The organism is Bordetella genomosp. 1 (assembly GCF_002261335.1).
Taxonomy (GTDB): domain Bacteria; phylum Pseudomonadota; class Gammaproteobacteria; order Burkholderiales; family Burkholderiaceae_B; genus Bordetella.
The window spans coordinates 336,487-358,286 of sequence record NZ_NEVL01000001.1 but is presented as its reverse complement, the minus strand read 5'-3'; the positions used below and the strand labels follow the sequence as shown (position 1 = coordinate 358,286).

The 21,800-nt window shown below is 70.3% G+C and carries 19 protein-coding genes; 11 read left to right on the top strand and 8 right to left on the bottom strand.

Going from position 1 to position 21,800, the window contains the following annotated elements; genetic code table 11:
• Positions 1-63 precede the first annotated feature (63 nt).
• From CEG14_RS01610 to ttcA, 3 genes are all read left to right on the top strand, one after another.
• On the top strand, positions 64-894 hold the full coding sequence (locus CEG14_RS01610) for a DsbC family protein (protein WP_094824609.1): 831 nt from the start codon (positions 64-66) through the stop codon (positions 892-894).
• 92 nt (positions 895-986) lie between these two features.
• Positions 987-1,949 carry a D-2-hydroxyacid dehydrogenase family protein gene (locus CEG14_RS01605; protein WP_094824608.1) on the top strand — a complete coding sequence of 321 codons (963 nt, stop codon included), beginning with the start codon at positions 987-989 and terminating at the stop codon, positions 1,947-1,949.
• Positions 1,950-2,123: 174 nt separating this feature from the next.
• Positions 2,124-3,032 (top strand): tRNA 2-thiocytidine(32) synthetase TtcA, encoded by a 909-nt coding sequence (gene ttcA, locus CEG14_RS01600; RefSeq protein ID WP_094824607.1) that lies wholly within the window; start codon positions 2,124-2,126, stop codon positions 3,030-3,032.
• Positions 3,033-3,173: 141 nt separating this feature from the next.
• Here the strand turns inward: ttcA and CEG14_RS01595 are convergent, their stop codons facing one another.
• The 4 genes from CEG14_RS01595 to copC form a co-directional block, all read right to left on the bottom strand.
• Positions 3,174-4,784, bottom strand: coding sequence for a methyl-accepting chemotaxis protein (locus tag CEG14_RS01595; RefSeq protein ID WP_094824606.1), 1,611 nt, complete (start codon positions 4,782-4,784; stop codon positions 3,174-3,176).
• A 363-nt stretch (positions 4,785-5,147) separates the two neighbouring features.
• Positions 5,148-5,897, bottom strand: coding sequence for a fused MFS/spermidine synthase (locus tag CEG14_RS01590; RefSeq protein WP_255032070.1), 750 nt, complete (start codon positions 5,895-5,897; stop codon positions 5,148-5,150).
• 73 nt (positions 5,898-5,970) lie between these two features.
• On the bottom strand, positions 5,971-6,825 hold the full coding sequence (copD, locus tag CEG14_RS01585) for a copper homeostasis membrane protein CopD (protein ID WP_143277159.1): 855 nt from the start codon (positions 6,823-6,825) through the stop codon (positions 5,971-5,973).
• Positions 6,822-7,175, bottom strand: a complete 354-nt coding sequence (copC, locus tag CEG14_RS01580; protein WP_094824603.1) for a copper homeostasis periplasmic binding protein CopC — start codon at positions 7,173-7,175, stop codon at positions 6,822-6,824. The genes copD and copC overlap by 4 nt, the downstream gene beginning before the upstream one ends.
• Positions 7,176-7,400: 225 nt before the next feature.
• On the opposite strand from copC, the gene CEG14_RS01575 reads away from it, so the two are divergent.
• From CEG14_RS01575 to CEG14_RS01565, 3 genes are all read left to right on the top strand, one after another.
• Entirely contained in the window at positions 7,401-7,805 is a 405-nt protein-coding gene (locus tag CEG14_RS01575; protein ID WP_094824602.1) for a DUF2946 domain-containing protein, read from the top strand.
• A gap of 200 nt (positions 7,806-8,005) precedes the next feature.
• Complete coding sequence (locus CEG14_RS01570; RefSeq protein ID WP_094824601.1) at positions 8,006-8,620, top strand: SCO family protein; 615 nt, start codon at positions 8,006-8,008, stop codon at positions 8,618-8,620.
• A gap of 19 nt (positions 8,621-8,639) precedes the next feature.
• Positions 8,640-9,119, top strand: coding sequence for a copper chaperone PCu(A)C (locus CEG14_RS01565; protein WP_094824600.1), 480 nt, complete (start codon positions 8,640-8,642; stop codon positions 9,117-9,119).
• A 14-nt stretch (positions 9,120-9,133) separates the two neighbouring features.
• On the opposite strand, the gene soxR is transcribed toward CEG14_RS01565, so the two are convergent.
• A complete protein-coding gene (gene soxR, locus CEG14_RS01560) occupies positions 9,134-9,610 on the bottom strand; it encodes a redox-sensitive transcriptional activator SoxR (protein ID WP_094825241.1) in 477 nt (158 codons plus the stop codon).
• Positions 9,611-9,682: 72 nt separating this feature from the next.
• Here soxR and CEG14_RS01555 point away from each other — a divergent pair, with 72 nt between their 5' ends.
• From CEG14_RS01555 to CEG14_RS01545, 3 genes are read left to right on the top strand one after another with little or no spacing between them, the layout of a single operon-like run.
• Positions 9,683-10,855: an efflux RND transporter periplasmic adaptor subunit gene (locus CEG14_RS01555; protein WP_094824599.1), complete on the top strand. Its 1,173-nt coding sequence runs from the start codon at positions 9,683-9,685 to the stop codon at positions 10,853-10,855.
• Positions 10,856-10,870: 15 nt separating this feature from the next.
• On the top strand, positions 10,871-14,041 hold the full coding sequence (locus CEG14_RS01550; protein WP_094824598.1) for an efflux RND transporter permease subunit: 3,171 nt from the start codon (positions 10,871-10,873) through the stop codon (positions 14,039-14,041).
• Entirely contained in the window at positions 14,038-15,492 is a 1,455-nt protein-coding gene (locus CEG14_RS01545; protein ID WP_094824597.1) for an efflux transporter outer membrane subunit, read from the top strand. Before CEG14_RS01550 ends, CEG14_RS01545 begins: the two co-directional genes overlap by 4 nt.
• On the opposite strand, the gene CEG14_RS01540 is transcribed toward CEG14_RS01545, so the two are convergent.
• The 3 genes from CEG14_RS01540 to CEG14_RS01530 form a co-directional block, all read right to left on the bottom strand.
• Complete coding sequence (locus tag CEG14_RS01540; protein WP_094824596.1) at positions 15,479-16,471, bottom strand: Bug family tripartite tricarboxylate transporter substrate binding protein; 993 nt, start codon at positions 16,469-16,471, stop codon at positions 15,479-15,481. The genes CEG14_RS01545 and CEG14_RS01540 overlap by 14 nt on opposite strands.
• A gap of 64 nt (positions 16,472-16,535) precedes the next feature.
• Positions 16,536-18,080, bottom strand: a complete 1,545-nt coding sequence (locus CEG14_RS01535; protein ID WP_094824595.1) for an acetolactate synthase large subunit — start codon at positions 18,078-18,080, stop codon at positions 16,536-16,538.
• A 269-nt stretch (positions 18,081-18,349) separates the two neighbouring features.
• Entirely contained in the window at positions 18,350-19,279 is a 930-nt protein-coding gene (locus tag CEG14_RS01530; RefSeq protein WP_094824594.1) for a LysR substrate-binding domain-containing protein, read from the bottom strand.
• Between the two features lie 293 nt (positions 19,280-19,572).
• Between CEG14_RS01530 and proP the strand changes: the two genes are divergently transcribed.
• Together proP and CEG14_RS01520 are read left to right on the top strand one after the other, a co-directional pair.
• Complete coding sequence (gene proP, locus CEG14_RS01525; RefSeq protein WP_094824593.1) at positions 19,573-21,108, top strand: glycine betaine/L-proline transporter ProP; 1,536 nt, start codon at positions 19,573-19,575, stop codon at positions 21,106-21,108.
• A 123-nt stretch (positions 21,109-21,231) separates the two neighbouring features.
• Positions 21,232-21,651: a hypothetical protein gene (locus CEG14_RS01520; protein ID WP_094824592.1), complete on the top strand. Its 420-nt coding sequence runs from the start codon at positions 21,232-21,234 to the stop codon at positions 21,649-21,651.
• Positions 21,652-21,800 lie beyond the last annotated feature (149 nt).

The following is a 21,800-nucleotide window of genomic DNA, read 5'->3' as shown; positions in this document are numbered from 1 at the left end:
GCACGGTCAGACAGACCTGCCGCGAGCGCAACGACGCCCCGCCCCGTACGAACAGGAGTCCGCATGAACATCCGCCATTCCCTGCCCCTGGCCTGCGCCCTCGCGCTGGCCGCGGCGGGCGCCCACGCCGCCGACAAGGTGTATTCCACCGCCAACCCGCAGGCACCGGCCGCGGGCGACAAGGTGACCTCCACCAACGACATCGGCCAGCCCGCGAAAAAGGGCGAGAAGGTCTACAGCACCGCCTCCGTCACGCCGCCCGATCCCGTGGCCGACGAGGTGAAGTCGCGCTTCAAGCAGCGCTTCACCAACTTCGACGTGACCACGGTGCGCCGCACGCCCTACGGCCTGTTCGAGGTGCAGGTGGGCATGGACCTGATCTACACCGACGAGAAGGTGACCTGGGTCATGGAAGGTCCGCTGATCGACGCCATGACGCGCCGCGACGTGACCTCGGAACGCCAGGAAAAGCTCGGCCAGGTCGAGTTCGACCAGCTGCCGCTCGACCAGGCCATCAAGCAGGTCAAGGGCGACGGCTCGCGCAAGGTCGCGATCTTCGAGGATCCGAACTGCGGCTACTGCAAGCAGCTGCGCCACACCCTCGAAGACGTGGACAACATCACCGTCTACACCTTCCTCTACCCCATCCTCTCGCCCGACTCCACCACCAAGGTGCGCGACATCTGGTGCGCCAGCGACCCCGGCAAGTCCTGGGACGACTGGATGCTGCGCGGCAAGCGCCCGGCCTCGGTGCAATGCGACGCGCCGATCGACCAGATGGTGGCGCTGGGCCGCCAGCTGATGGTGCGCGGCACGCCCACGCTGTTCTTTGCCGACGGCTCGCGCGCCAGCGGCGCCCTGCCGCTGGACCAGCTGCAGGAACGACTCAAGTGATTCCACGGCCCGCACCTGCGGGCCGTTTGTTTTTGCGGGCCCGGCCCGCCATCGCACACACTGACGAACGACATTGCTCCGGAGACAAGAAAGTGGAAATCGCGATTCTCGATGACTATCACGACGTGGCCGAACGCTATGCGGACTGGTCCAGCCTGGGCCCCGACGCGCGCGTGCAGGTGTTCCAGAATGCGCTGCCCGAGGGCGACGACGTGCGCGCCAACGCGCTGGCGCAGTTCGACGTGATCGTGGCCATGCGCGAGCGCACGCCGTTCCCGGCCGCGCTGCTGCGCGCGCTGCCGAACCTGCGCCTGCTGGTCACCACCGGCCTGCGCAACAACGCGATCGACATGGACGAGGCCCGCGCGCGCGGCATCGTGGTGTGCGGCGCGCCCGGCAGCGCCGACGCCAACACGGCCACGGCCGAGCTGGCCTGGGCCCACATCCTCGCGCTGTTCAAGCACCTGCCGCAGGAAGACGACGCGATGCGCCGCGGCATGTGGCAGACCGGCATGCCGATCCCGCTGGCGGGCAAGCGCCTGGGCGTGCTGGGCCTGGGCAAGCTGGGCCAGGCGGTGGCGCAGGTCGGCCGCGCCTTCGGCATGGACGTGGTGGCCTGGAGCCCCAACCTCACCGACGAGCGCGCCGCCGAGGCGGGCGTGACGCGGGTGGACAAGCACACGCTGTTTTCGAGCGCCGACGTGATCAGCCTGCACCTGATCCTGAGCGAGCGCAGCCGCCACATCGTGGATGCCGCCGCCCTGGCCGCCATGAAGCCCTCCGCGTTCCTGGTGAACACCTCGCGCGCCGGGCTGGTCGACCAGGAGGCGCTGCTCGACACGCTGGCCAAGGGCCGCATCGCCGGCGCGGGCCTGGACGTGTTCGAGGTGGAGCCGCTGCCGCCCACCGACGTGATCCGCAACCTCGACAACGTGATCCTCACGCCGCACCTGGGCTACGTCAGCCAGGAAAACTTCCAGGCCTTCTACCGCAATGCGCTCGCGGCCGTGCAGGCCTATGCCAAGGGCGCCCCGATCAAGGTGCTCAACGGCTGAGGCCGGCGCCGGGCAGCGCGGCGCGTCCGGGCCGGTGGCACCGGCGGGCCCGCCCTCGCGGCGCGCTCGTGCGCGCGGCCCCGGCACGGCGCCGCACGGGCCGGCGCGCCCCCCGCCGGGGTCACGCCCCGGGCGCGGCTAAAATACCGTTTTCCCTGTGCTTCCGATGCAGTCATGAAGGATTCCAACAATTTCCACCGCCTCGAGAATCGGCTCCAGTCCGAGGCGGGCAAGGCCATCGTCGATTTCAAGATGATCGAAGACGGCGACAAGATCCTCGTCTGCATGAGTGGCGGCAAGGACTCGTACACCATGCTGGAGGTGCTCAAGGCCCTGCAGCGGCGCGCCCCGGTCAAGTTCGAGCTGATCGCGATGAACCTCGACCAGAAGCAGCCCGGCTTTCCCGAAGACGTGCTGCCGCGCTACCTCGAGACCACCGGCGTGCCGTACCGCATCGTCGAGGCCGACACCTACTCCATCGTCAAGGAGAAGGTGCCCGAGGGCAAGACCACCTGTTCGCTCTGTTCGCGGCTGCGGCGCGGCGTGATCTATCGCACCGCGAAGGAGCTGGGCTGCAACAAGATCGCGCTGGGCCACCACCGCGACGACATCGTCGAGACGTTCTTCCTGAACCTGTTCTTCGGCGGCAAGATGAAGGCCATGCCGCCCAAGCTCGCCACCAACGACGGCGCGCACGTGGTGATCCGGCCGCTGGCCTATTGCAGCGAAGCCGACATCGCCGCCTACGCGCGCGACATGGCGTTCCCCATCATCCCGTGCAATCTGTGCGGCTCGCAGGAAAACCTGCAGCGCGTGCGCGTCAAGGAGATGCTGCAGGCGTGGGAACGCGAGACCCCCGGCCGCGTCGCCAACGTGTTCCGCGCGCTCACCGACGTGGTGCCCTCGCACCTGGTCGACACCAAGCTGTTCGACTTCCAGGGCCTGGCCACCGGCCTGGCGAAGATCGACGAGTCGGCCCTGTTCGGCGAGAGCTCGTATGAGCAGGGCGCGCTGGTGTTCGGCCAGTCGAGCGAGAACCGCATCGCGTTCGTGCGTCCCGAGCGGCTCCCCGACCCGGCCTGACGCGGCGCGCAGCGCCACGCCACACGCCGTGGTCCAAGCCAGGGCGGCACCATGCAAAACGCCCTGGCTTTGGACCAGGGCGGCGTCACGCAAAACGCCCTGGCCTCGACCAGGGCGTTCTCACCTGCGCGCGGCCTCGCCTCAATAGGCCGCTAGGGCCAGCGGCGCAGCGCCCGGGCGGGGCGCCTGCGCGTCGGCCTGCGTCGGCGTGCCGCCCTGCAGCTTGAAGGCGCTGACGGCGCCGCGCAGGTCGGCGGCCTGGTCCTGCATCGAGCCGGCCGCCGCGGCGGCTTCCTCGACCAGCGCCGCGTTCTGCTGCGTTACCTCGTCCATCTGCGCCACGGCGCGGTTCACCTGCTCGATGCCGTCGGCCTGTTCGGCCGAGGCCGCGGCGATCTCGCCCATGATGTCGGTCACGCGCTGCACCGCCGACAGGATGTCCTGCATGGTGGCGCCGGCGCGCTCGGCGCTGTCCGAGCCCTGGCCGATCTTGTGCACCGTATCCTCGATCAGGGTCTTGATCTCCTTGGCGGCCTGCGCGCTGCGCTGCGCCAGCGAACGCACCTCCGCCGCCACCACCGCAAAGCCCTTGCCCTGTTCGCCCGCGCGCGCGGCCTCGACCGCCGCGTTGAGCGCGAGGATGTTGGTCTGGAACGCGATGCCGTCGATCACCGACACGATGTCGGCGATCTTCACCGAGCTGGCCGAGATGGCGCTCATGGTGCCCACCACTTCGGTCACGGTGGCGCCGCCGCGCGAGGCGGTGTCGGAGGCCGCGGCCGCCAGCTGATTGGCCTGGCGCGCGCTTTCCGCGTTCTGCTTCACGGTCGACGAGAGTTGCTCCATCGATGCGGCGGTCTCCTCGAGCGAGGCGGCCTGCTGCTCGGTGCGCGAGGACAGGTCCGCGTTGCCGGCCGCGATCTGGCTCGAGGCCGAAGCGATGTTTTCCACGCCCGAGCGGATCCGCGTCACGGTGCCCGCGAGGTTGGCGTTCATCGTCTGCAACGCGCCCATCAGCTCGCCGATCTCGTCGCGCGAGGTGGCGGTGATGTGGCTGGTGAGGTCGTTGGACGCCACGGTGCGCGCCACGCGCACGGCCTGGGCCAGCGGTCGGGTGATGCCGCGCGTGAGCAGCACGGCCAGCAGCAGGCCGCTCACCACGGCGACGACGCCCAGCACCACCATCCACAGGTTGGCGCTGCGGTAGGCGCTGTCGATCGACGCGGCCTGCGCGTCGATGGCATTGCGCTGCAGTTCCTGCAGTTGCGTGATGACGTCGATGAAGCGACGCGAGGCCTGCAGGTATTCCTGTTCGAAGATGCGCGTGGCGGCGGCGATGTCGCCGTCCTGCTTGGCCTTGTAGCTGCGGTCGCGCGAGCTGAGATAGGCGGTGCGCGCCGTGCCGAGATCGGCCCAGATGCGTTTTTCCTCGTCGCTCTGGATCAGCGGCTCGATCTGCTGCTGCAGCTGCGAAGCGCGCTTGGTCGAATCGGCGGCTTCCTGCGAGAAGAACTGCACCAGGCTCGGATCCGAGCTCTTGGCGATGGCGGTGGTGCGCGTCACGCCGGTATGGATGTAGCGGCTCCAGTCGGAGATCATGCGTTCCTTGATCAGCGAGCGCTGGGTCATGTCCTCGACCGCGCCGCTGATGTTGCTCAAGGCATACAGGCCCACCAGGCACATGACGGTGGTCATGGCCAGCAATACCGCAAAACCACCCGCGAGTCGGGTGCCCAGCTTCAAGTTCTTCATGACTGCCCCGGATCTGTCCAGGGCCGCGCCCATGCCTCGATGATGGCGGCTCCGTGCGCGGCGGCGCACGCGGCGCCGGCGGGGCCAGCCAGGCATGCGCAGCCCGGGGAAATCCGCCTCCAAAAATATTGCTGTTCGAATGAATGGTTGCGCCGGCCGATCTCCCGATCCCGGAAATCCCATGCCGGCAGCCGAATGCTAGCCGCGCCGCCGCGCCCAGGATCAGGGGATGAGCGGCGCGAATTGGCCCAATTCTTCGGGTTTGGACGACCGGAGGGTCGGTCGAATTTTGGGGCCGGAATGCCCCCTGTCGCGGCCCGGCCGCACCTCGCCGGCCCCACCTCTCCGGCTGCACCTCGCGACTCAGCGCAACTCGAGCGTGGCCGCGATCACCTGGAACGTGAGCAGCAGCTGGCGCCAGCCTTCCTTGGCCAGCGCGGGCGGGCGCTTGAGCTCGGCCGCCGCGGGATCATCGAGCAGGTTGCCGGTGCAGGCGAACACGATGCTGTTGGTCATGTCGTCGTCGACCACCTCGAACATCGCATTGCCGAACGCGGCGCGCACGCGCTCCAGATAGCTGCGATGGTCGGGATGATTGACGTGGAAATTGCAGACCAGGATGCCGTCGTCGCGCAGCGCGCGATGGCAGTCGGCGTAGAAGTCGGCGGTACAGAGCGGCGCGGGAATGCCGCCCACCACGTAGCCGTCGAGCAGGATCACGTCGGCGTCGTGGTCCTGCGTGCGCATGTATTCGGCCGCATCGGCCTCGATCACCTGGAAGCGCTCGCTGTCGGGCGGCACCATGAAGGTGTCGCGCAGCGCGATCACGGCGGGGTCGATCTCGACCACCGTGATGCGCGTGGCCGGCAGATAGCGATGGCAGAACTTCGGCAGCGAACCGCCGCCCAGCCCCACCATCAGGATGTGCGCGGGCGCCGGATTGAACAACAGAAACCCCATCATCATGCGGGTGTACTCGATCTCGAGCGCATCGGGATTGAGCACCGACATGCTGCTCTGCACTTCCTTGGCGGTGAAGTGCAGCGTGCGGCGCGGGCCCGCATTCTGGACGAAGGGACGATGCGGCGCGGCAGGCGAAGAAGAGTCGGACATGGGGTCTCGGCGGGGGTCTCGCGCCATTAGACACCCCCCGGGCCGCCGGCCGCAAACGGCGGGCGCCGGCGCCTCACGCCGGCGACAGCATGCCCAGCAGCGACACCAGCAGGACGGCGGCCAGCCCGGCGCACAGCACCATCGCCGCCTGCCGCCGCAGCACGCGCATCGCCTGCCCGCCGCGCGCCAGCCGCGGCACCCAGTAATAGCGGTTGGCCAGCGCCAGCGCCGCCATCAGCAGGGCCAAGCCGGCCTTCAATGCCAGCAGCCATTGATACGGCGATTGCAGGTTCAGGCCGGCGTCGCGCAGGATCAGCCAGGTGTTGAGCGCCCCGGTCGCCATCACGCCGGCGACCGCCCAATGGCCCGCGCTGGAGAAGCGCGCGAGCGCGCGGCCGGCCTCGGCCTGGTCGCGCGGCCAACGATGCAGCAGGGGCAGCACTACCGCCAAGGCACCGAGCCAGAAGGCCGCGCAGAGGATGTGCACGATGTTGTTGGACACGTGCAGCAGGCCGATCGTGCCGCCGTGCATGGCGGCGTGGCCGCTCGCACCCGTGGCGGCGAGCACGCCGCCGGCCAGCCACAGCAGCGCGGTGTTGCCGGCCCCGCGCCAGGCGGCGCCGACCAGCAGCACGGCCAGCACGGCTTTCGCCATCCAGGCCTGGCCATAGCCGGTCAGCGTGGCCACCTGCCACAGCAGCGCGGGCTGCACCATCGCGGCGGGCTCGCCCGCGATGGTGGCGGCCTGCAGCGGCAGCAGCGCCGCCGCGCACAGCAGGCCGACGGTCGCGGCGCGGCGCTGCCATGCGGCCGCGGCGGCCGGGTACGGCAGGCGCCCGACCGCGCGCATCAGGCACGCGCCGAAGATCAGCATCGGCATGAGCGCCGCGCCATAACGGCACAGCGCCATCAACACCGCCACGGTCATTTGACCGTGAATTTCCAGTCGCCGCGGGTCTTGTGGCCGTCCTTCGACAGGACCTGCCATTGCACGGTGTAGGCGCCGGCGGGCAGGGCCTGCCTGACGGGCAGCACCAGCGTCTTGTCGTCGCCCGGCGCGGGCGCCGCCTTGCCGAGATCGACCGCGCGGCCATCGGCGCCGGTGACGGCTAGCGTCGAGAAGGCCGGCTCCAGGCCTTCGGTGAAGGTGGCGCTGATCGCGGCGGGCGAGGCCGCGGCGCTGCCGGCCGCCGGCGTGCTCTGCTTCAGGTGGGCGTGGGCCCAGGCCAGTTGCGGGCCGAGGGCCAGCGCGGCGAGCGCCAGGGTCAGTGCTTTCATCGATGCCTCTCCATCAGTCAACGCCGGCAGACGCGCCGGCCGCATGTGTTTGCGAGCGTAGCCGCTGCCGCTGACGCGCGCCCGAAAGGGTCGCGCGGCCCGGCAGCCGCTGCGCCGCACGCCGACGATTGTGACGGCGAAAGGGAGCGGCGCGCAAACGCGACATATTGCCGCAGGCCGCCCGCGCGTGCCTCGCGCCCCGGCGCGCTGTACTAGAATCCGCCCATGCCCAAGCCCCGTTGCCCGTCGCGCGAACACGGCAGTCTGACCTGGCGGATTCTCGTCTGCCTGGCGCTGTGCGCGTTCCTGTTGCGTGCGGCGGTGCCGGCCGGCTTCATGGCCGCGCCCGCGGCCAGCCACGTCATGCTCGCGCTGTGCGACGGCGCGGGACCGATGCGCATCACGCTCGAGAAGCCGGGCACACCCGCAAACGACACGCACGCCGCCGCGCAGCACTGCGTGTTCGGCAGCGTCGCCGCCCACGCGGTGTTGCCGCTCGCGGGCCTGGCCCCCGTGCCGGGCGCCCTCGTGGCCTTTTCCGTCCTGCCGCTGCCGCCGCAGCGCGCGCTGCCCGCACTGCCCGCCCAGGGCCCGCCACTCGGCCCACGCGCGCCTCCCGCCCTCGCCTGATCCGCATCCACGCACGCCGGCCCTGACGGTGCGCGCAGGTGTGCCTGCCATGCCGACCCGTCTCGCGCGCATGCAGCGCGGCGGATGCGGCAGGCAGGCCCGCATGCCGCCCGCCACGCCGGCCACCGGCTGGCGCCGCCCTGACGCGCCGGCCCCCGCCCACGCGCCGCGCACGCGGCGCAGGCAAGAGGGAGATCCCGATGACGACACGACGCGCGCTGCTGCTCGCGCCGCTCGCGGCCACGTTGCTGGCCGCGCTATCCGCCTGCTCCAAGGGCGACGAACTCGATGACATGCGCGGCCTGGTGCTCGGCGAAAGCGACCTGGGCCGCGACTTCGCGCTGCAAGGCACCGACGGCAAGCGCCATCGCCTGGCCGACTTTCGCGGCAAGGCCGTGATGGTGTTCTTCGGCTTCACGCAGTGCCCCGACGTCTGCCCCACCGCGCTGCAACGCGCCGTGGAAGTGAAGCAGGCGCTCGGCCCGGCGGGCGACCGCTTGCAGGTGCTGTTCGTGACGGTGGACCCGGAACGCGACACACCCGAGGTGCTGCGCGCCTACACCGGCGCCTTCGACCCCGCGTTTCTCGGCCTGTACGGCAGCGACCAGGAGATCCGCGACACCGCACGCGCCTTCAAGGTCTTCTACCAGAAGGTCCCGACCGGCGACAGCTACACGATGGACCACTCCTCGTTCAACTATCTCTACGACCCCAACGGCAGGCTGCGCGTGATCATGAAACACACGCAAAGCGTGGCCGACTACGTCAACGACATCCAGAAACTACTCGCCGTGCCGCCCGCGCAGGCGGCCTGAGCCTCAACCGGAGACCCCCATGAAATTCATCACCCTGACCCTCGGCGCCGCCCTGCTGGCCGCCGCCAGCCTGCCCGCCGCCGCGCAACTGAGCGTGGACGACGCGTGGATCCGCGCCACCGTGCCGGGCCAGAAGTCGACCGGCGCCTTCATGACGCTGCGCGCCCAGGCCGACACCCGGCTGGTGGGCGCGCAATCGGAGGTGGCGCGTTCCACCGAGGTGCACGAGATGCGCATGGACGGCGACGTGATGCGGATGCGGCAGGTCGAGGCCGTGCCGGTCCCGGCCGGCGAGGCCGTGGAACTCAAGCCCGGCGGCTATCACATCATGCTGATGGACGTGCACCGCCAGATGAAGACCGGCGAGGTGGTGCCGCTCACGCTCATCACGGAGTCGGCCGACGGCCAGCGCCACAGCCAGCAGGTCGATGCCACGGTGCGGCCGCTCACCACCGCGCGCGACGGCACGCCGCACGCGACGCCCGCGATGAAGCACTGACGCCCACCGCGCGCCTATCTGCCCTTGGGCAGCGTGTCGCCCAGCCACACGCGGGCACCCGGCCCCGCGCGCCCCGCGCGGTCGTCGGGGTTGCTCAGGCGGCAGCGCTTGAGCGACAGACAGCCGCAGCCGATGCAGTGATCCAGCTCCATGTCGAGGCGCTCCAGTTCCTCGATACGCTGGCGCACGCGCGCGCGCCAGTCGCGCGTCATGCGCTTCCAGTCTTCCTGGCTCGGCGACTTGTTGGCATCGATGGTGCGCACCTGCTCGGCGATCTCCTCGAGCGAATAGCCGATGCGCTGCGCGAACACGATGAACGCGATGCGGCGCAGGCAGGAACGCGGAAAGTAGCGCCGGCTCGAGCCCTCGCGCACCGAGGTGATGAGCCCCAGTGATTCGTAGAAGCGCAGCGCCGAGGCGGCCACGCCGCTGCGCCTGGCGATCTCGCCGATGGCCATGAGCGGCCCTTCGATGAATTCCTGATCCGACATGATGGGCATCCTTGACTTGAAGTTCACTTGAACTTCTACCATCCGCGCAGTCTACAACGGCCCCTTGAAATCATGTACGGCATCCGCGCCATCTCCCGGGGCTTTGCGCCTCGCGCCCGGCTTTGCGCCGGTTTTCTCCTCCTCGCCCTCACGGCCTGCAAAGGCCCCGCCGCGGACACCGCGCCGCCGCCGCCCGAGGTCGGCGTGATTGCGGTCGCGCCGCGCGACGCGCGCCTCACCGACGCCTACAACGGCCGCGTCGAAGCGGTCGACGCCGTCGACCTGCGCCCGCGCGTGAGCGGCTATCTCGACCGGGTGGCGTTCAAGGAGGGCGACAGCGTGCGCCAGGGCGACCTGCTGTTCGTGATCGACCCCCGCCCGTATCGCAATGCGCTGGCGCGCGCCGAGGCGCAGGCGCGCGAGGCCGGTGCCGCGGCCAACCTGGCCCGCCTGCAGCTCGCCCGGGTGCGCACGCTGATGGCGGCGCGCGCCACCTCCCAGGAGGAGCTGGACGGCGCGGCGGCCAGCCATGCGCAGGCCCAGGCCACGCTGCAGGCGGCGCAGGCGGCCGTGGCGGACGCCCGGCTGCAGCTGAGCTTCACGGAGGTGCGCGCGCCCATCGCCGGCCGCATCGGCCGCGCGCTGATGACGGCGGGCAACCTGGCGCAGGCCGACCAGTCCCTGCTGGGCACGCTGGTGTCGCAGGATCCCGTGTACGTCTACTTCGACAGTGACGAGCACAGCTATCTGGGCTATCTGAAGTCGCGCGCGGCGGCGGACGGCCGCCCGTTCGACGGCGCCGAGGTGCGCATCGGGCTGGCCGATGGCGCCGACTTCCCGCACACCGGCGTCATCGACTTCGTCGACAACCGGCTCGATGCCGCCACCGGCACCATGCGGCTGCGCGCCCGCGTCGACAACGCCGGCGGCGCGCTCACGCCGGGCATGTACGCCCGGGTGCAGCTGGGCACCCCCACGCCGCGGCCCGTGATCCTGGTCGCCGAGCGCGCCGTGCTGACCGACCAGAACCGCAAGTACGTCTACGTGGTGGGCCCGGACGACAAGGCGCTGCGCCGCGACGTGACGATCGGCCGCAAGATCGGCGGCGAACGCATCATCGAAAGCGGGCTCGCCGCCGGCGACCGCGTGGTGGCCGACGGCATGCAGAAGATCTTTTATCCCGGCGCGCCGGTGAAGCCGGTGGCGCTGGCCACGCGCGACGGTGCCGCCGGCCCGGCGCAATAGGAACGGACGCCCAAGATGGATTTCTCGAAATTCTTCATCGACCGGCCGATCTTCGCCATCGTCCTGTCCATCATCATCTTCGCGCTCGGCCTGATCGCCATCCCGGTGCTGCCGGCGGGCGAATACCCCGAAGTGGTGCCGCCCAGCGTGGTGGTGCGCACCACCTACCCCGGCGCCAATCCCAAGGAGATCGCCGAATCCGTGGCCGCGCCGCTGGAAGAGGCGATCAACGGCGTCGAGGGCATCATGTACCTGAAGTCGGTCTCCAGCTCCGACGGCAGCCTGCAGGTGGTGGTGACCTTCCTGCCCGACGTGGACGCGGACACGGCCGCGGTGCGCGTGCAGAACCGCGTGAGCCAGGCGCTCTCGCGCCTGCCCGAGGAGGTGCGCCAGTACGGCGTCACCACGCAGAAGCAGTCTTCCACGCCGCTCATGTACGTGAGCCTGCATTCGCCCGACAACTCGCGCGATGCGCTCTACCTGCGCAACTACCTGCTTCTCAATGTGAAGGACGAGCTCTCGCGCATCCCGGGCATCGGCGACGTGGGGCTGTACGGCGCGGGCGACTACGCGATGCGCATCTGGCTCGACCCCGACCGGCTGGCCGCGCGCGGCCTCACCGCCGGCGACGTGATGCAGTCGGTGCGCGAGCAGAACGTGCAGGTCTCGGCCGGCCAGCTCGGCGCCGAGCCCTCGCCGCGCGGCACCGACTTCCTGGTGCCGATCAACATCCAGGGGCGCCTGAAGACGGCCGACGAGTTCGGCGCCATCGTGCTGCGCAACGGCCCGGATGGCCAGGTCACGCGACTGGCCGACGTGGCGCGCATCGAACTCGGCTCGGGCGACTACACGCTGCGCGCCTTCTTCAACGAGCAGAATGCGGCCATGGTCGGCATCTTCCTGTCGCCCGGCGCCAACTCGCTGGCGGTGGCCGACGCCGTCTATGCCAGGCTCGCCACGCTGGCCGAACGCTTCCCGCCGGGCGTCACCTACAAGCCGGTCTGGGATCCCACCGTCTTCGTGCGCGATTCGATCAAGGCCGTGCAGCACACCCTGATCGAGGCGGTGGTGCTGGTGGTGCTGGTGGTGATTCTGTTCCTGCAGACCTGGCGCGCCTCGATCATTCCGCTGGTGGCCGTGCCGGTCTCGATCGTCGGCACCTTCGCCTTCCTGTATCTGCTGGGCTACTCGATCAACACCCTGACGCTGTTCGGGCTGGTGCTGGCGATCGGCATCGTGGTCGACGACGCCATCGTGGTGGTCGAGAACGTGGAGCGCAACATCGCGCGCGGGCTGAGTCCGCGCGCGGCCGCCCACCAGGCCATGAAGGAAGTGTCCGGGCCGATCGTGGCCATCATGCTGGTGCTGTGCGCCGTGTTCGTGCCGATGGCCTTCATGAGCGGCGTGACCGGCCAGTTCTACAAGCAGTTCGCCGTCACGATCGCGATCTCCACCGTGATCTCCACCATCAACTCGCTCACGCTCTCGCCAGCGCTGGCCGCCAAGCTGCTGCGACCGCACGACGCGCCGCGCGATGCGCTCACGCGCGGCATCGACCGCGGCTTCGGCTGGGTCTTCCGGCCGTTCAACCGCTTCTTCCAGCGCAGCGCCGAGCGCTATCACGGCACGGTGGCGCGTTCGTTGCGCCATCGCGGCCTGGTGTTCGTCGTGTACGCGGCGCTGCTGGGTGCCACCGCGTTCCTGTTCAACACCATCCCCACCGGCTTCATCCCGGTGCAGGACAAGCTCTATCTGTTTGCCGGCGCCAAGCTGCCCGAGGGCGCGTCGCTGGCGCGCACCAACGCGGTGATGGACGAGATGACGCGCATCGCGCTCGAGACCGACGGCGTGGACATGGTGTCGGGCTTTGCCGGCCTGAACGCCCTGCAGCAGACCAACACGCCCAACATCACGAACTCGTATGTGATCCTCAAGCCCTTCGCCGAGCGCGAGCGGCCGGCCGCCGAGATCGTGGCCGAGCTGTCGCAGCGCTTCTCCGCCGTGAGCGGCGGCTTCGCCTACGCGCTCATGCCCCCGCCGATCCAGGGCCTGGGCAACGGCTCGGGCTACTCGCTCTACCTGGAGGATCGCGCGGGGCTGGGCTACGGCGCGCTGCAGCAGGCCATCGACGCCTTCAGTGCCGCGGTCGCGCAGACGCCCGGCATGGGCTATCCGGTGAGCTCGTACCAGGCCAACATCCCGCAGCTGCAGGTCGATGTGGACCGGGTCAAGGCCAAGGCGCAGGGGGTGTCCCTCACCGATCTGTTCCAGACGCTGCAGGTCTATCTCGGCTCGAGCTACGTGAACGACTTCAACGTGTTCGGCCGCGTCTACCGCGTGATGGTGCAGGCCGACAGCCGCCACCGCCAGGCCGCCGAGGACATCGCCAGGCTGCGCGTGCGCAACGCCGCAGGCGACATGGTGCCGATCGGGGCGATGGTGACGGTCAGCCCCACGTTCGGGCCGGACCCGGTGATGCGCTACAACGGCTATCCGGCCGCCGACCTGATCGGCGAGGCCGATCCGCAGCAACTCTCGTCCGGCCAGGTCATCGCGAAACTCGAGCAGATCGCGCGCGAGGTGCTGCCGCCCGGCATCGTGCTGGAGTGGAGCGACCTGAGCTACCAGCAGGTCAAGCAGAGCAACGCCGCGCTCATCGTGTTTCCGCTGGCGCTGATGCTGGTGTTCCTGGTGCTGGCCTCGCTGTACGAGAGCTGGACGCTGCCGCTCGCCGTGATCCTGATCGTGCCGGTCTGCATGTGCGCCGCGCTGTTCGGCGTGTGGCTCTCGCACGGCGACAACAACGTGTTCGTGCAGGTCGGGCTGGTGGTGCTGATGGGGCTGGCGTGCAAGAACGCGATCCTGATCGTGGAGTTCGCCCGCGAGCTCGAGATCAAGGGCATGGCCACGGTGCCGGCGGCATTGGAGGCGTGCAAGCTGCGCCTGCGCCCCATCATCATGACCTCGGTGGCCTTCATTGCGGGCGCGGTGCCGCTGCTGATCGGCACCGGCGCCGGCAGCGAGGTGCGCTACGCCACCGGCATCACGGTGTTCGCCGGCATGCTCGGCGTCACCCTGTTCGGCCTGTTCCTCACCCCGGTTTTCTACGTCCTCATGCGCAAGCTGGCCGGCGGCTCGCTCGCGCACCCGGCCGGCGCCACGCTGCCCGAAGGAGAGCATCCATGACGCCCCGCTTCCCCCGTCTCGCGGCCCCGCTCGGCCTCGCGCTCTTGCTGGGCGCCTGCGCGGTCGGCCCCGACCACGCGCCGCCGCACAGCGCCGCGCTGGCGGACTCGTTTGCGCGCGCAACCGCCGCCCCAGGCGCGAGCGCCGCCGCCGACCAGGCCTTCTGGCAGGGCTTTGGCGACCCGCTGCTGGCCGAGCTGGTGAACCGCGCCTACGACGCCAACCAGGACCTGGCCGCCGCGCTGGCACGGCGCGACGCCGCCACCGCGCTGCTGTCCCAGGCCAGGCTCGACCGCTACCCCACCGTCACCGCCAGCGGCCGGATCGGCCATCAGCTGCAGAGCCGCGACGATGCCTTCGGCGCCTCGCGCGACGAGCGCAGCGCGCCGACCTCCGGCGCCCGCATCGACGCGCTCTGGGAGCTGGATCTGTTCGGCCGGGTGCGCCGCGGCGTGGAGGCGCAGCGTGCCGACGCGCAAGCCAGCGCCGCCGACGTCCGCGCCGTGCGCGTCGCCATCGCGGCCGACGTGGCCGATGCCTACCTGCAGCTGCGCGGCGCCCAGGAACGCCTGCGCATCAGCCGGGCCAATGCCGAGACCCAGCAGCAGACCCATGCGCTGGTGGAGGCCCGCATCGCCGCCGGGCGCGGCTCCGACCTGGACGCCGCGCGCGCCCGCGCCCAGCTCGAGGCGACCCGCTCGCGCATCGCCGCGTTCGAGGCCGCGATCGGCGTGAACCAGCATCGCCTCGCGGTGCTCACGGCCCAGCCCATTCCCGCGCTGGTGGCGCGGCTGGCTGCGCCCGCGCCGCTGCCGCAGCTGCCCGACCGCATCGCCCCGGGCACGCCCGGCGAGCTGCTGCGGCGCCGGCCCGACATCGCGGCAGCCGAGGCGAGGCTGCATGGCGCGACCGCCCGCATCGGCGTGGCCACCGCCAGCCTGTATCCGCGCTTCACACTCACCGGCCTGCTGGGCAGCAGCACGGCGAGCTACGACGTCTTCCGCGAGGGCAGCGACACGCACCTGATCGCGCTGGGCATCGACTGGTCGTTTCTCGACATCGGCCGGGTGCGGGCCCGCATCGCGCAGAGCGAGGCGGGCGCGGCCGAACGCCTGGCGATGTATCAGCAGACCGTGATGCAGGCCGCCGAGGAAACCGAGAACGCGCTGCTGCGCCTGTCGCGCATCGGCGCCGAGAGCGGCCACCTGGAGCAGGCGGCGGCCGACAGCACGCGCGCCAGCGAGCTGGCCCAGGCGCGCTGGCGCGCGGGCGCGATCGGATTCGACGAGGTGCTCGACGTGGAACGCAGCCGGCTCCAGGCGGAGGATGCGGCCGCCGATGCCGCCGTGCGCCGGGCCGGCGCGGCGGTGGCGCTCTACCGCGCGCTGGCCGGCGGCTGGGCGCCAGCGCAGGCGCCGCAGGCAAGCGCGGCCGCGCTCACTGGGTCGTGATGTTGCGGTCCTTCACCAGCCTGCCCCAGCGCTCGCGCTCCTGCCCCTCGAACGCCGACAGGCGCGGGCCGGCGAGCGCCCCCGGCGCCGCGCCGAGGGCGACGAGCTGCTCCTTGACCGCGGGCGTCGCCAGCGCCTTCTGCGCCGCCTCGATCAACGTGGTCTGCACGGCCTGCGGCGTACCGGCCGGCGCGTAGAGCGCGAACCACGCCGTCACGTCGAAGCCTGGCAGGCCCGATTCCGCCACGGTCGGCACGTCGGGCAGGGCCGGCGCACGCTGCGCCGAGGTGACCGCGAGCGCGCGCACGCGCGAGCCGTCCTTGAGCTGGGCCAGCGTGCTGGGCAGGTTGTCGAGCAGCACGTCGACCTGCCCGCCGATGAGCGCCGGCATCGAGCCCGACACGCCCTTGAACGGCACGTGCAGCATGCGGATGCCGGCGGCCTGCTCGAGATAGGCGCCGGTCAGGTGCACCGACGAGCCCACGCCGGGCGAGGCATAGGTCAGCGGCTTGGCCTCGTTGGCCTTGGCCTTGCGCACCAGGTCCTGCACGGTCTTCATGTCGGAATCGGCGCGCACCGCGATCACGTTCGGCGTGGTGAACACCATGCTGAGCGGCGTGAAGTCGCGGGCCGGATCGAACGGCATGTCGGGATACAGAAAGGCATTGATGGTCTGCGTGCCGATGGTGCCCAGGCCGATGGTGTAGCCGTCGGGGGCCGCGCGCTTGATCACGCCCATGCCGATGTTGCCGCCCGCGCCGGCGCGGTTGTCGACCACGATCGACTGCTTCAGATGCGGGCCCATCGCCTGGGCGATGGTGCGCGCCGCCAGGTCGGCGGTGCCGCCGGCCGGATACGGCACGATCAGGGTGATCGGCCGCGCCGGCCAGGCCTGCGCCTGCGCGCCGCTCGTCACGATGGCCGCCGCGCCGCCGATGAGGGCGGCGGCGGCGATGTTCAATACCCGGGGTCGCTGCACGGGGTTGTCTCCTTGGTTATGCGAGGCGGTGTTTCGACTCGTGCCTCTTTCCGAGCCTGGCCGGTCAGACCATCAGTTCGATCAGGAAGGGCGCGTCCTTGGTGAAGCTGGCGCGCAGCAGGTCGGCGCATTGCTCCAGCGTGGTGGCGCGCGCGGCCTCCACGCCCATCGCATTGGCCAGCCCGGTCCAGCTGATGCCGGGATTGCCGAGGTCCAGCATGCTCATGGCCGTCTCGCCCGGCACCGCGCCCACGTTCTTGTACTCGCCGATGAGGATGTTGTATTTGCTGTTGTTGAGGATGATGGTGGTCACCGGCAGGCGTTCGCGCGCCTGGGTCCACAGCGACTGCAGCGAATACATGGCCGAGCCGTCGGCCTGCAGGCTGATCACGCGGCGCTGGCGCTGCGCGGCGATGGCCGCGCCGGTCGCCACCGGCAGGCCGTCGCCGATCGCGCCGCCGGCCAGGTGCAGCCAGTCGTTGGGCGGCGCGGCGTGGGTGAACTTGTAGAAGCCGCGGCCGTACGACACGCTCTCATCCGACACGATGGCGTGGTCCGGCATCAGCGCGGCGACCGTCTGCGCCAGGCCCTCGGGGCTGGGCGCGCCGCGCGCGGCCTCGGGGCGCGGGCCCGGATCGGGGATCTCGGCCTGCGGCGCGTCGAGCGCACGCACCAGCGCGTCCAGCGCCTCGAGCGGATCCTGGTCGGGGCGCGACAGCACCTGCAGCTGGGCATCGGCCGCGTACTGGATCGAGGGCATGCCGGGATAGCCGAAGAAGCCCACCGGCGGCTTGGCGTTCACCAGGATGATGTGGCGGTAATCCTGCAGCGCGCGGGTCGCGGCTTCCATGGTGTAGGGCACGCGTTCGAGCGGCAGGCGCCCCCGGCCGCGCGCCACGTGGCCGTTCACGTAGTCGGCCAGCAGCGCCGCGCCGGTGGCCTGGGCCACGCGCCAGACCAGCCGTTGCGCATCGGCCTGCACGGCCGGGCCGGCCAGCAGGATCAGCGTGTCGCGGCCATGCTGGCGCAGCGTGCGCGCGGCGTTCTCGACGGCGTTGTGATCGATGGCCGGCGGCGCGGCCGGGGCGATGGGCGCGCCGACCGCGCCGCCCTCGTTCCACGACACGTCGGCCGGCAGGATCAGGGTGGCGATCTGGCCGGGAAAGGTGCGGGCCGCGCTGACCGCCTCGGCCGCATCGCGGCCCAGCTGGCCGGCGCTGGTGCCGGTGCGCACCCACTGCGACACGGTCTGCGCCATGCCGGTGGTGTCGGCCGTCAGCGGCGCGTCGTAGGGGCGATGGTAGATGGCCTGGTCGCCGACGATGTTGACGATGCCGCTGCGCGCGCGGCGCGCGTTGTGCAGGTTGCCCATGCCGTTGGCCAGGCCCGGGCCGCAGTGCAGCAGCGTGCAGGCCGGCTTGCGCGCGATGCGGAAGTAGCCGTCGGCCATGCCGGTGACCACGTTTTCCTGCAGGCCGAGCACGCATTTCATGCCAGGGATCTGGTCGAGCGCGGCCACGAAGTGCATCTCGCTGGTGCCGGGATTGGCAAAACACGTGTCCACCCCGGAAGCAAGCAGGGTCTGGACCAGGCTCTTGGCGCCGTTCATGCGGGAATCTCCAATGGAATGCGGGGCCGGCGCGCCGGCCCGAAGGATCGCCCCGGCGCAGGCCGGGCGTCAGGCATTCATTGTTTCCACCGCGGGGCGCGCGGTAAAGCGATTAAAAATTGCCAGGTAATGCGCTCAACGCATCAAGTCGCGCGCATACCAGGGAAGCCCGGGAGGCGATTGATGCAGAAAACTCGCCAACTCGCGGCTCGAAAGGGTGTGAGCACCGCGGCCGGCCGCTCCCGCGAGGCGGCCGCCCAGCGCCGCCGTTAGCCCGGCGTGCCGGCGGGCGCGCCGCTCTCTTCGACGTAGCGCCGCGCCTCGTCCAGGATCCAGCTGCGGAAGCATTCCAGCGCGTAGTTGCTGCGCAGGGTGCTGGGATAGACCAGCTGGTAGGCATCATCGCCCGGCATTTCCATCGGATGCGCGCGCACCAGGCCATTGCGCCAGGCCGACTCGGGCACGAAGAAGGCCGGCACCAGCGCGATGCCGAGTCCCGCCTCGGCGGCCCGCACCACCATCGACTGCAGCTCGAAGCCCGCGCTCTGGGCCGGCGCGAGCGGCTCGTGCACGCCGGCGGCGTCGAACCACTGGCGCCAGGACTCGGGCCGGGTGGTGGAATAGAGCAAGGGAAACTTGAGCAGATCGGCCGCCTCCCGGATGCGGTCGCCGATCAGAGCGCCGCGCGCCACCACGATCATGGTTTCGCCGAACAGCAGGTCGGAGGTGGCGTGCGGCCAGACCGGCTTGCCGTGATGGATGGCGGCGTCGAAGTGTTCTTCCTCGAACGAGAACGGGTGGGTGCGCACGCCCATGTTGATGCGCACGCTGGGGTACTGGGCGTAGAACCGGGCCAGGCGCGGGATCAGCCATTCGATGCCGAAGGTGGGCAGCACCGCCAGCTCGAGATTGCCGCGCCCGCTGCCGTGGGCGGCGATCGAGAGCGTGTCCTTCTCGAGCGCGCGCAGCGCGGCGCGCACCTGCTCGCTGTAGAGCCGGCCGGACTTGGTCAGCACCACGCGCTGTTTGACGCGCACGAACAGCGAGACGTTGAGGTTTTCCTCGAGCACGCCGATCTGGCGCGAGATCGCGCTCTCGGTCAGCGACAGCTCGCGCGCGGCCAGGGTGAAGCTTTCGTGACGCGCCGCGGCCTCGAAGGCGCTGAGCGCGGCCATGCTGGGCGTGCGGATGCGACGCATGATGGGGCGGATTCCTGACGGGGGCCGAGGGCCGGGAACGGATGGGGAAATCTTACTAAACCTGCGAACTTCGGCAGGGTGGCTACAGGCGCAACAAGGTATTTCGGCCGCGCACTTCAGTCAGGTGCCTGTCATCCTGGGCCGTCGCGGGCCACGTATGATCGACCGGTAGATGCGCGCGCAACGGCTTGGCGCAGCGGCAGTTGCCGCCGCGACCGCCGCGAGGCAAGATAGCCCACGGTGGTTTCGAGTCCACGAGCAGCATTGTCTTGCATACCACGGGAAGCCCGAACATGAATCAAACAACACAAGCATCCCAGCAGCAGGGCCGGCCCCTGCAGATCGGCGACATCACGGTCATCGACAACAGCAAACTCAAGAAGGCCGTCACGGCCGCCGCCCTCGGCAACGCCATGGAGTGGTTCGACTTCGGCGTGTACGGCTTCGTGGCGTTCGCGCTCGGCAAGGTGTTCTTTCCCGACGCCTCGCCCGCCGTCCAGACCATCGCCGCGCTCGGCACCTTCTCCGTGCCGTTCCTGGTGCGGCCGCTGGGCGGGGTGTTCTTCGGCGTGATGGGCGACAAGTTCGGGCGGCAGAAAGTGCTGTCGCTCACCATCATCATCATGGCGATCAGCACCTTCTGCATCGGGCTGATCCCCTCCTACGAATCGATCGGCCTGTGGGCCCCGATCCTGCTGCTGCTGTGCAAGCTGGCGCAGGGCTTCTCGGTGGGCGGCGAATACACCGGCGCGGCGATCTTCGTGGCGGAATACGCGCCCGACCGGCAGCGCGGCTTCCTGGGCAGCTGGCTCGACTTCGGGTCGATCGCGGGCTTCGTGCTCGGCGCCGGTCTGGTGGTGGTGCTGCAGACCATCCTCGGCGACCAGACCTTCCTCGACTGGGGCTGGCGCCTGCCGTTCTTCCTGGCCGGTCCGCTCGGCCTGCTGGGCCTGTACCTGCGGCACGCGGCCGAAGAAACGCCGGCCTTCACGCAGCAGCTCGAGAAGATGGAAAAGGAAGACCGCGACGCGGTCCAGGAACGCCCCACGGTGTCGTTCCGCGAGATCTTCGCGAAATACCGCAAGGCCCTGATGATCAGCGTGGGCGTGGTGCTGGTGACCAACATCACCTACTACATGCTGCTCACCTACATGCCCACCTATCTCTCCAGCAGCCTGGGCTACACCGAAGGGCACGGCGTGCTCATCATCGTGGTGGTCATGGTCGGCATGCTGTTCGTGCAGCCGGTGGTGGGCCTGCTGAGCGACAAGGTCGGGCGCCGGCCGTTCCTGCTCGTGGGCAGCCTGGGCCTGCTGATTTCCGCCATCCCCGCATTCGGCCTCATCGGCAGCAACAACACCGCGCTGATCTTCCTGGGCCTGCTGCTGATCGCGATCTTCCTGAACTGCATGATCGGCATCATGGCCTCAACCCTGCCGGCGCTGTTCCCGACCCGCATCCGCTACAGCGCGCTGGCGAGCTCGTTCAACATCGCCGTCATCGTGGCCGGCCTCACGCCCACCATCACCGCCTGGCTGGTCGAGGAAACCGACAACCTGATGATGCCGGCGTTCTATCTGATGGGCGCAGCCGTGGTCGGCCTCGTCACCTCGTTCTTCCTGCCCGAGACGGCCAACAAGCCGCTGCGCGGCGACACGCCGAACGCGTCGAGCCGCAGCGAGGCGAAGGCCCTGCTGCAACAGGCCTACGACCACATCGAGCAGACCGTGCAGGACGTGGACGAGGAGATCGCCACCCTCGAAGCCCAGCTCGACAAGCTGCGCGAACGGCGCCAGCGCCTGGCCGACCGGCATCCGCACATCGAGTAGCCCGCCTCGCGCGGCCACGCCGGGAAACGGCGTGGCCGCGCGCTCCTGCCCAGGGGCGCCTGCAACGGCGAGCCCTGCCCAGGGGCGCGCCGCCCGCCCGACCCATCCGCTGGAATCCCCCGCATGCCCCGCCGCCCCTCACTGTTCGATGCGCCGCCCCGGCAACGCGCCCCGCGCCCGCACTCGCTGCTCTGGATCTTCGAGCCCCTCGCGGCCGATCCCGGCTACGAACAACGCCGCATGTTCGGCTGCGAGGCCGCCTATCTCGACGGCAACCTCTGCCTGGCCGTCGCCGACCGGGGCGAGCCCTGGGACGGGCTGCTGGTCTGCACCGCGCACGTCCACCACCCGGCGCTGATGGCCGAGCTGCCCGCCCTGCAGCCGCACCCCGTGCTGGGGAAGTGGCTCTACGTGCCGCAGGGCCACGAGGCGTTCGAGGCCACCGCCGCCCGGCTGGCCGAATGCGTGCGGCAGCGCGACCCGCGCATCGGCATCCCGCCGCGCGCCCGGGGCCCGCGCAAGCGGCCGGATCGCGGCGCCTGAACAACAATGCGGCCCGGCCGGTCGGCGCGCGGGCCCGCCGCCGGGTATAGTTGGGCGCCCGGCCATTCGTTGCCGGCGCAACCTCGTAGCACCCCGAAGCTGTTTGCCGGTATCGCACCGAACCGGCGGCCATGGGCTGCGGCATTCCG

Excerpts from the sequence above, each read along its gene's own strand:
- CEG14_RS01545 (WP_094824597.1), top strand. The coding sequence starts at position 14,038 with ATGACGCCCCGCTTCCCCCGTCTCGCGGCCCCGCTCGGCCTCGCGCTC.
- CEG14_RS01530 (WP_094824594.1), bottom strand. The coding sequence starts at position 19,279 with ATGCGTCGCATCCGCACGCCCAGCATGGCCGCGCTCAGCGCCTTCGAG.
- CEG14_RS01590 (WP_255032070.1), bottom strand. The coding sequence starts at position 5,897 with ATGTCCGACTCTTCTTCGCCTGCCGCGCCGCATCGTCCCTTCGTCCAG.
- ttcA (WP_094824607.1), top strand. The coding sequence starts at position 2,124 with ATGAAGGATTCCAACAATTTCCACCGCCTCGAGAATCGGCTCCAGTCC.
- CEG14_RS01595 (WP_094824606.1), bottom strand. The coding sequence starts at position 4,784 with ATGAAGAACTTGAAGCTGGGCACCCGACTCGCGGGTGGTTTTGCGGTA.
- CEG14_RS01575 (WP_094824602.1), top strand. The coding sequence starts at position 7,401 with ATGCCCAAGCCCCGTTGCCCGTCGCGCGAACACGGCAGTCTGACCTGG.
- CEG14_RS01610 (WP_094824609.1), top strand. The coding sequence starts at position 64 with ATGAACATCCGCCATTCCCTGCCCCTGGCCTGCGCCCTCGCGCTGGCC.
- CEG14_RS01555 (WP_094824599.1), top strand. The coding sequence starts at position 9,683 with ATGTACGGCATCCGCGCCATCTCCCGGGGCTTTGCGCCTCGCGCCCGG.
- CEG14_RS01570 (WP_094824601.1), top strand. The coding sequence starts at position 8,006 with ATGACGACACGACGCGCGCTGCTGCTCGCGCCGCTCGCGGCCACGTTG.
- CEG14_RS01535 (WP_094824595.1), bottom strand. The coding sequence starts at position 18,080 with ATGAACGGCGCCAAGAGCCTGGTCCAGACCCTGCTTGCTTCCGGGGTG.
- CEG14_RS01520 (WP_094824592.1), top strand. The coding sequence starts at position 21,232 with ATGCCCCGCCGCCCCTCACTGTTCGATGCGCCGCCCCGGCAACGCGCC.
- copC (WP_094824603.1), bottom strand. The coding sequence starts at position 7,175 with ATGAAAGCACTGACCCTGGCGCTCGCCGCGCTGGCCCTCGGCCCGCAA.
- soxR (WP_094825241.1), bottom strand. The coding sequence starts at position 9,610 with ATGTCGGATCAGGAATTCATCGAAGGGCCGCTCATGGCCATCGGCGAG.
- CEG14_RS01565 (WP_094824600.1), top strand. The coding sequence starts at position 8,640 with ATGAAATTCATCACCCTGACCCTCGGCGCCGCCCTGCTGGCCGCCGCC.
- proP (WP_094824593.1), top strand. The coding sequence starts at position 19,573 with ATGAATCAAACAACACAAGCATCCCAGCAGCAGGGCCGGCCCCTGCAG.
- copD (WP_143277159.1), bottom strand. The coding sequence starts at position 6,825 with ATGACCGTGGCGGTGTTGATGGCGCTGTGCCGTTATGGCGCGGCGCTC.
- CEG14_RS01550 (WP_094824598.1), top strand. The coding sequence starts at position 10,871 with ATGGATTTCTCGAAATTCTTCATCGACCGGCCGATCTTCGCCATCGTC.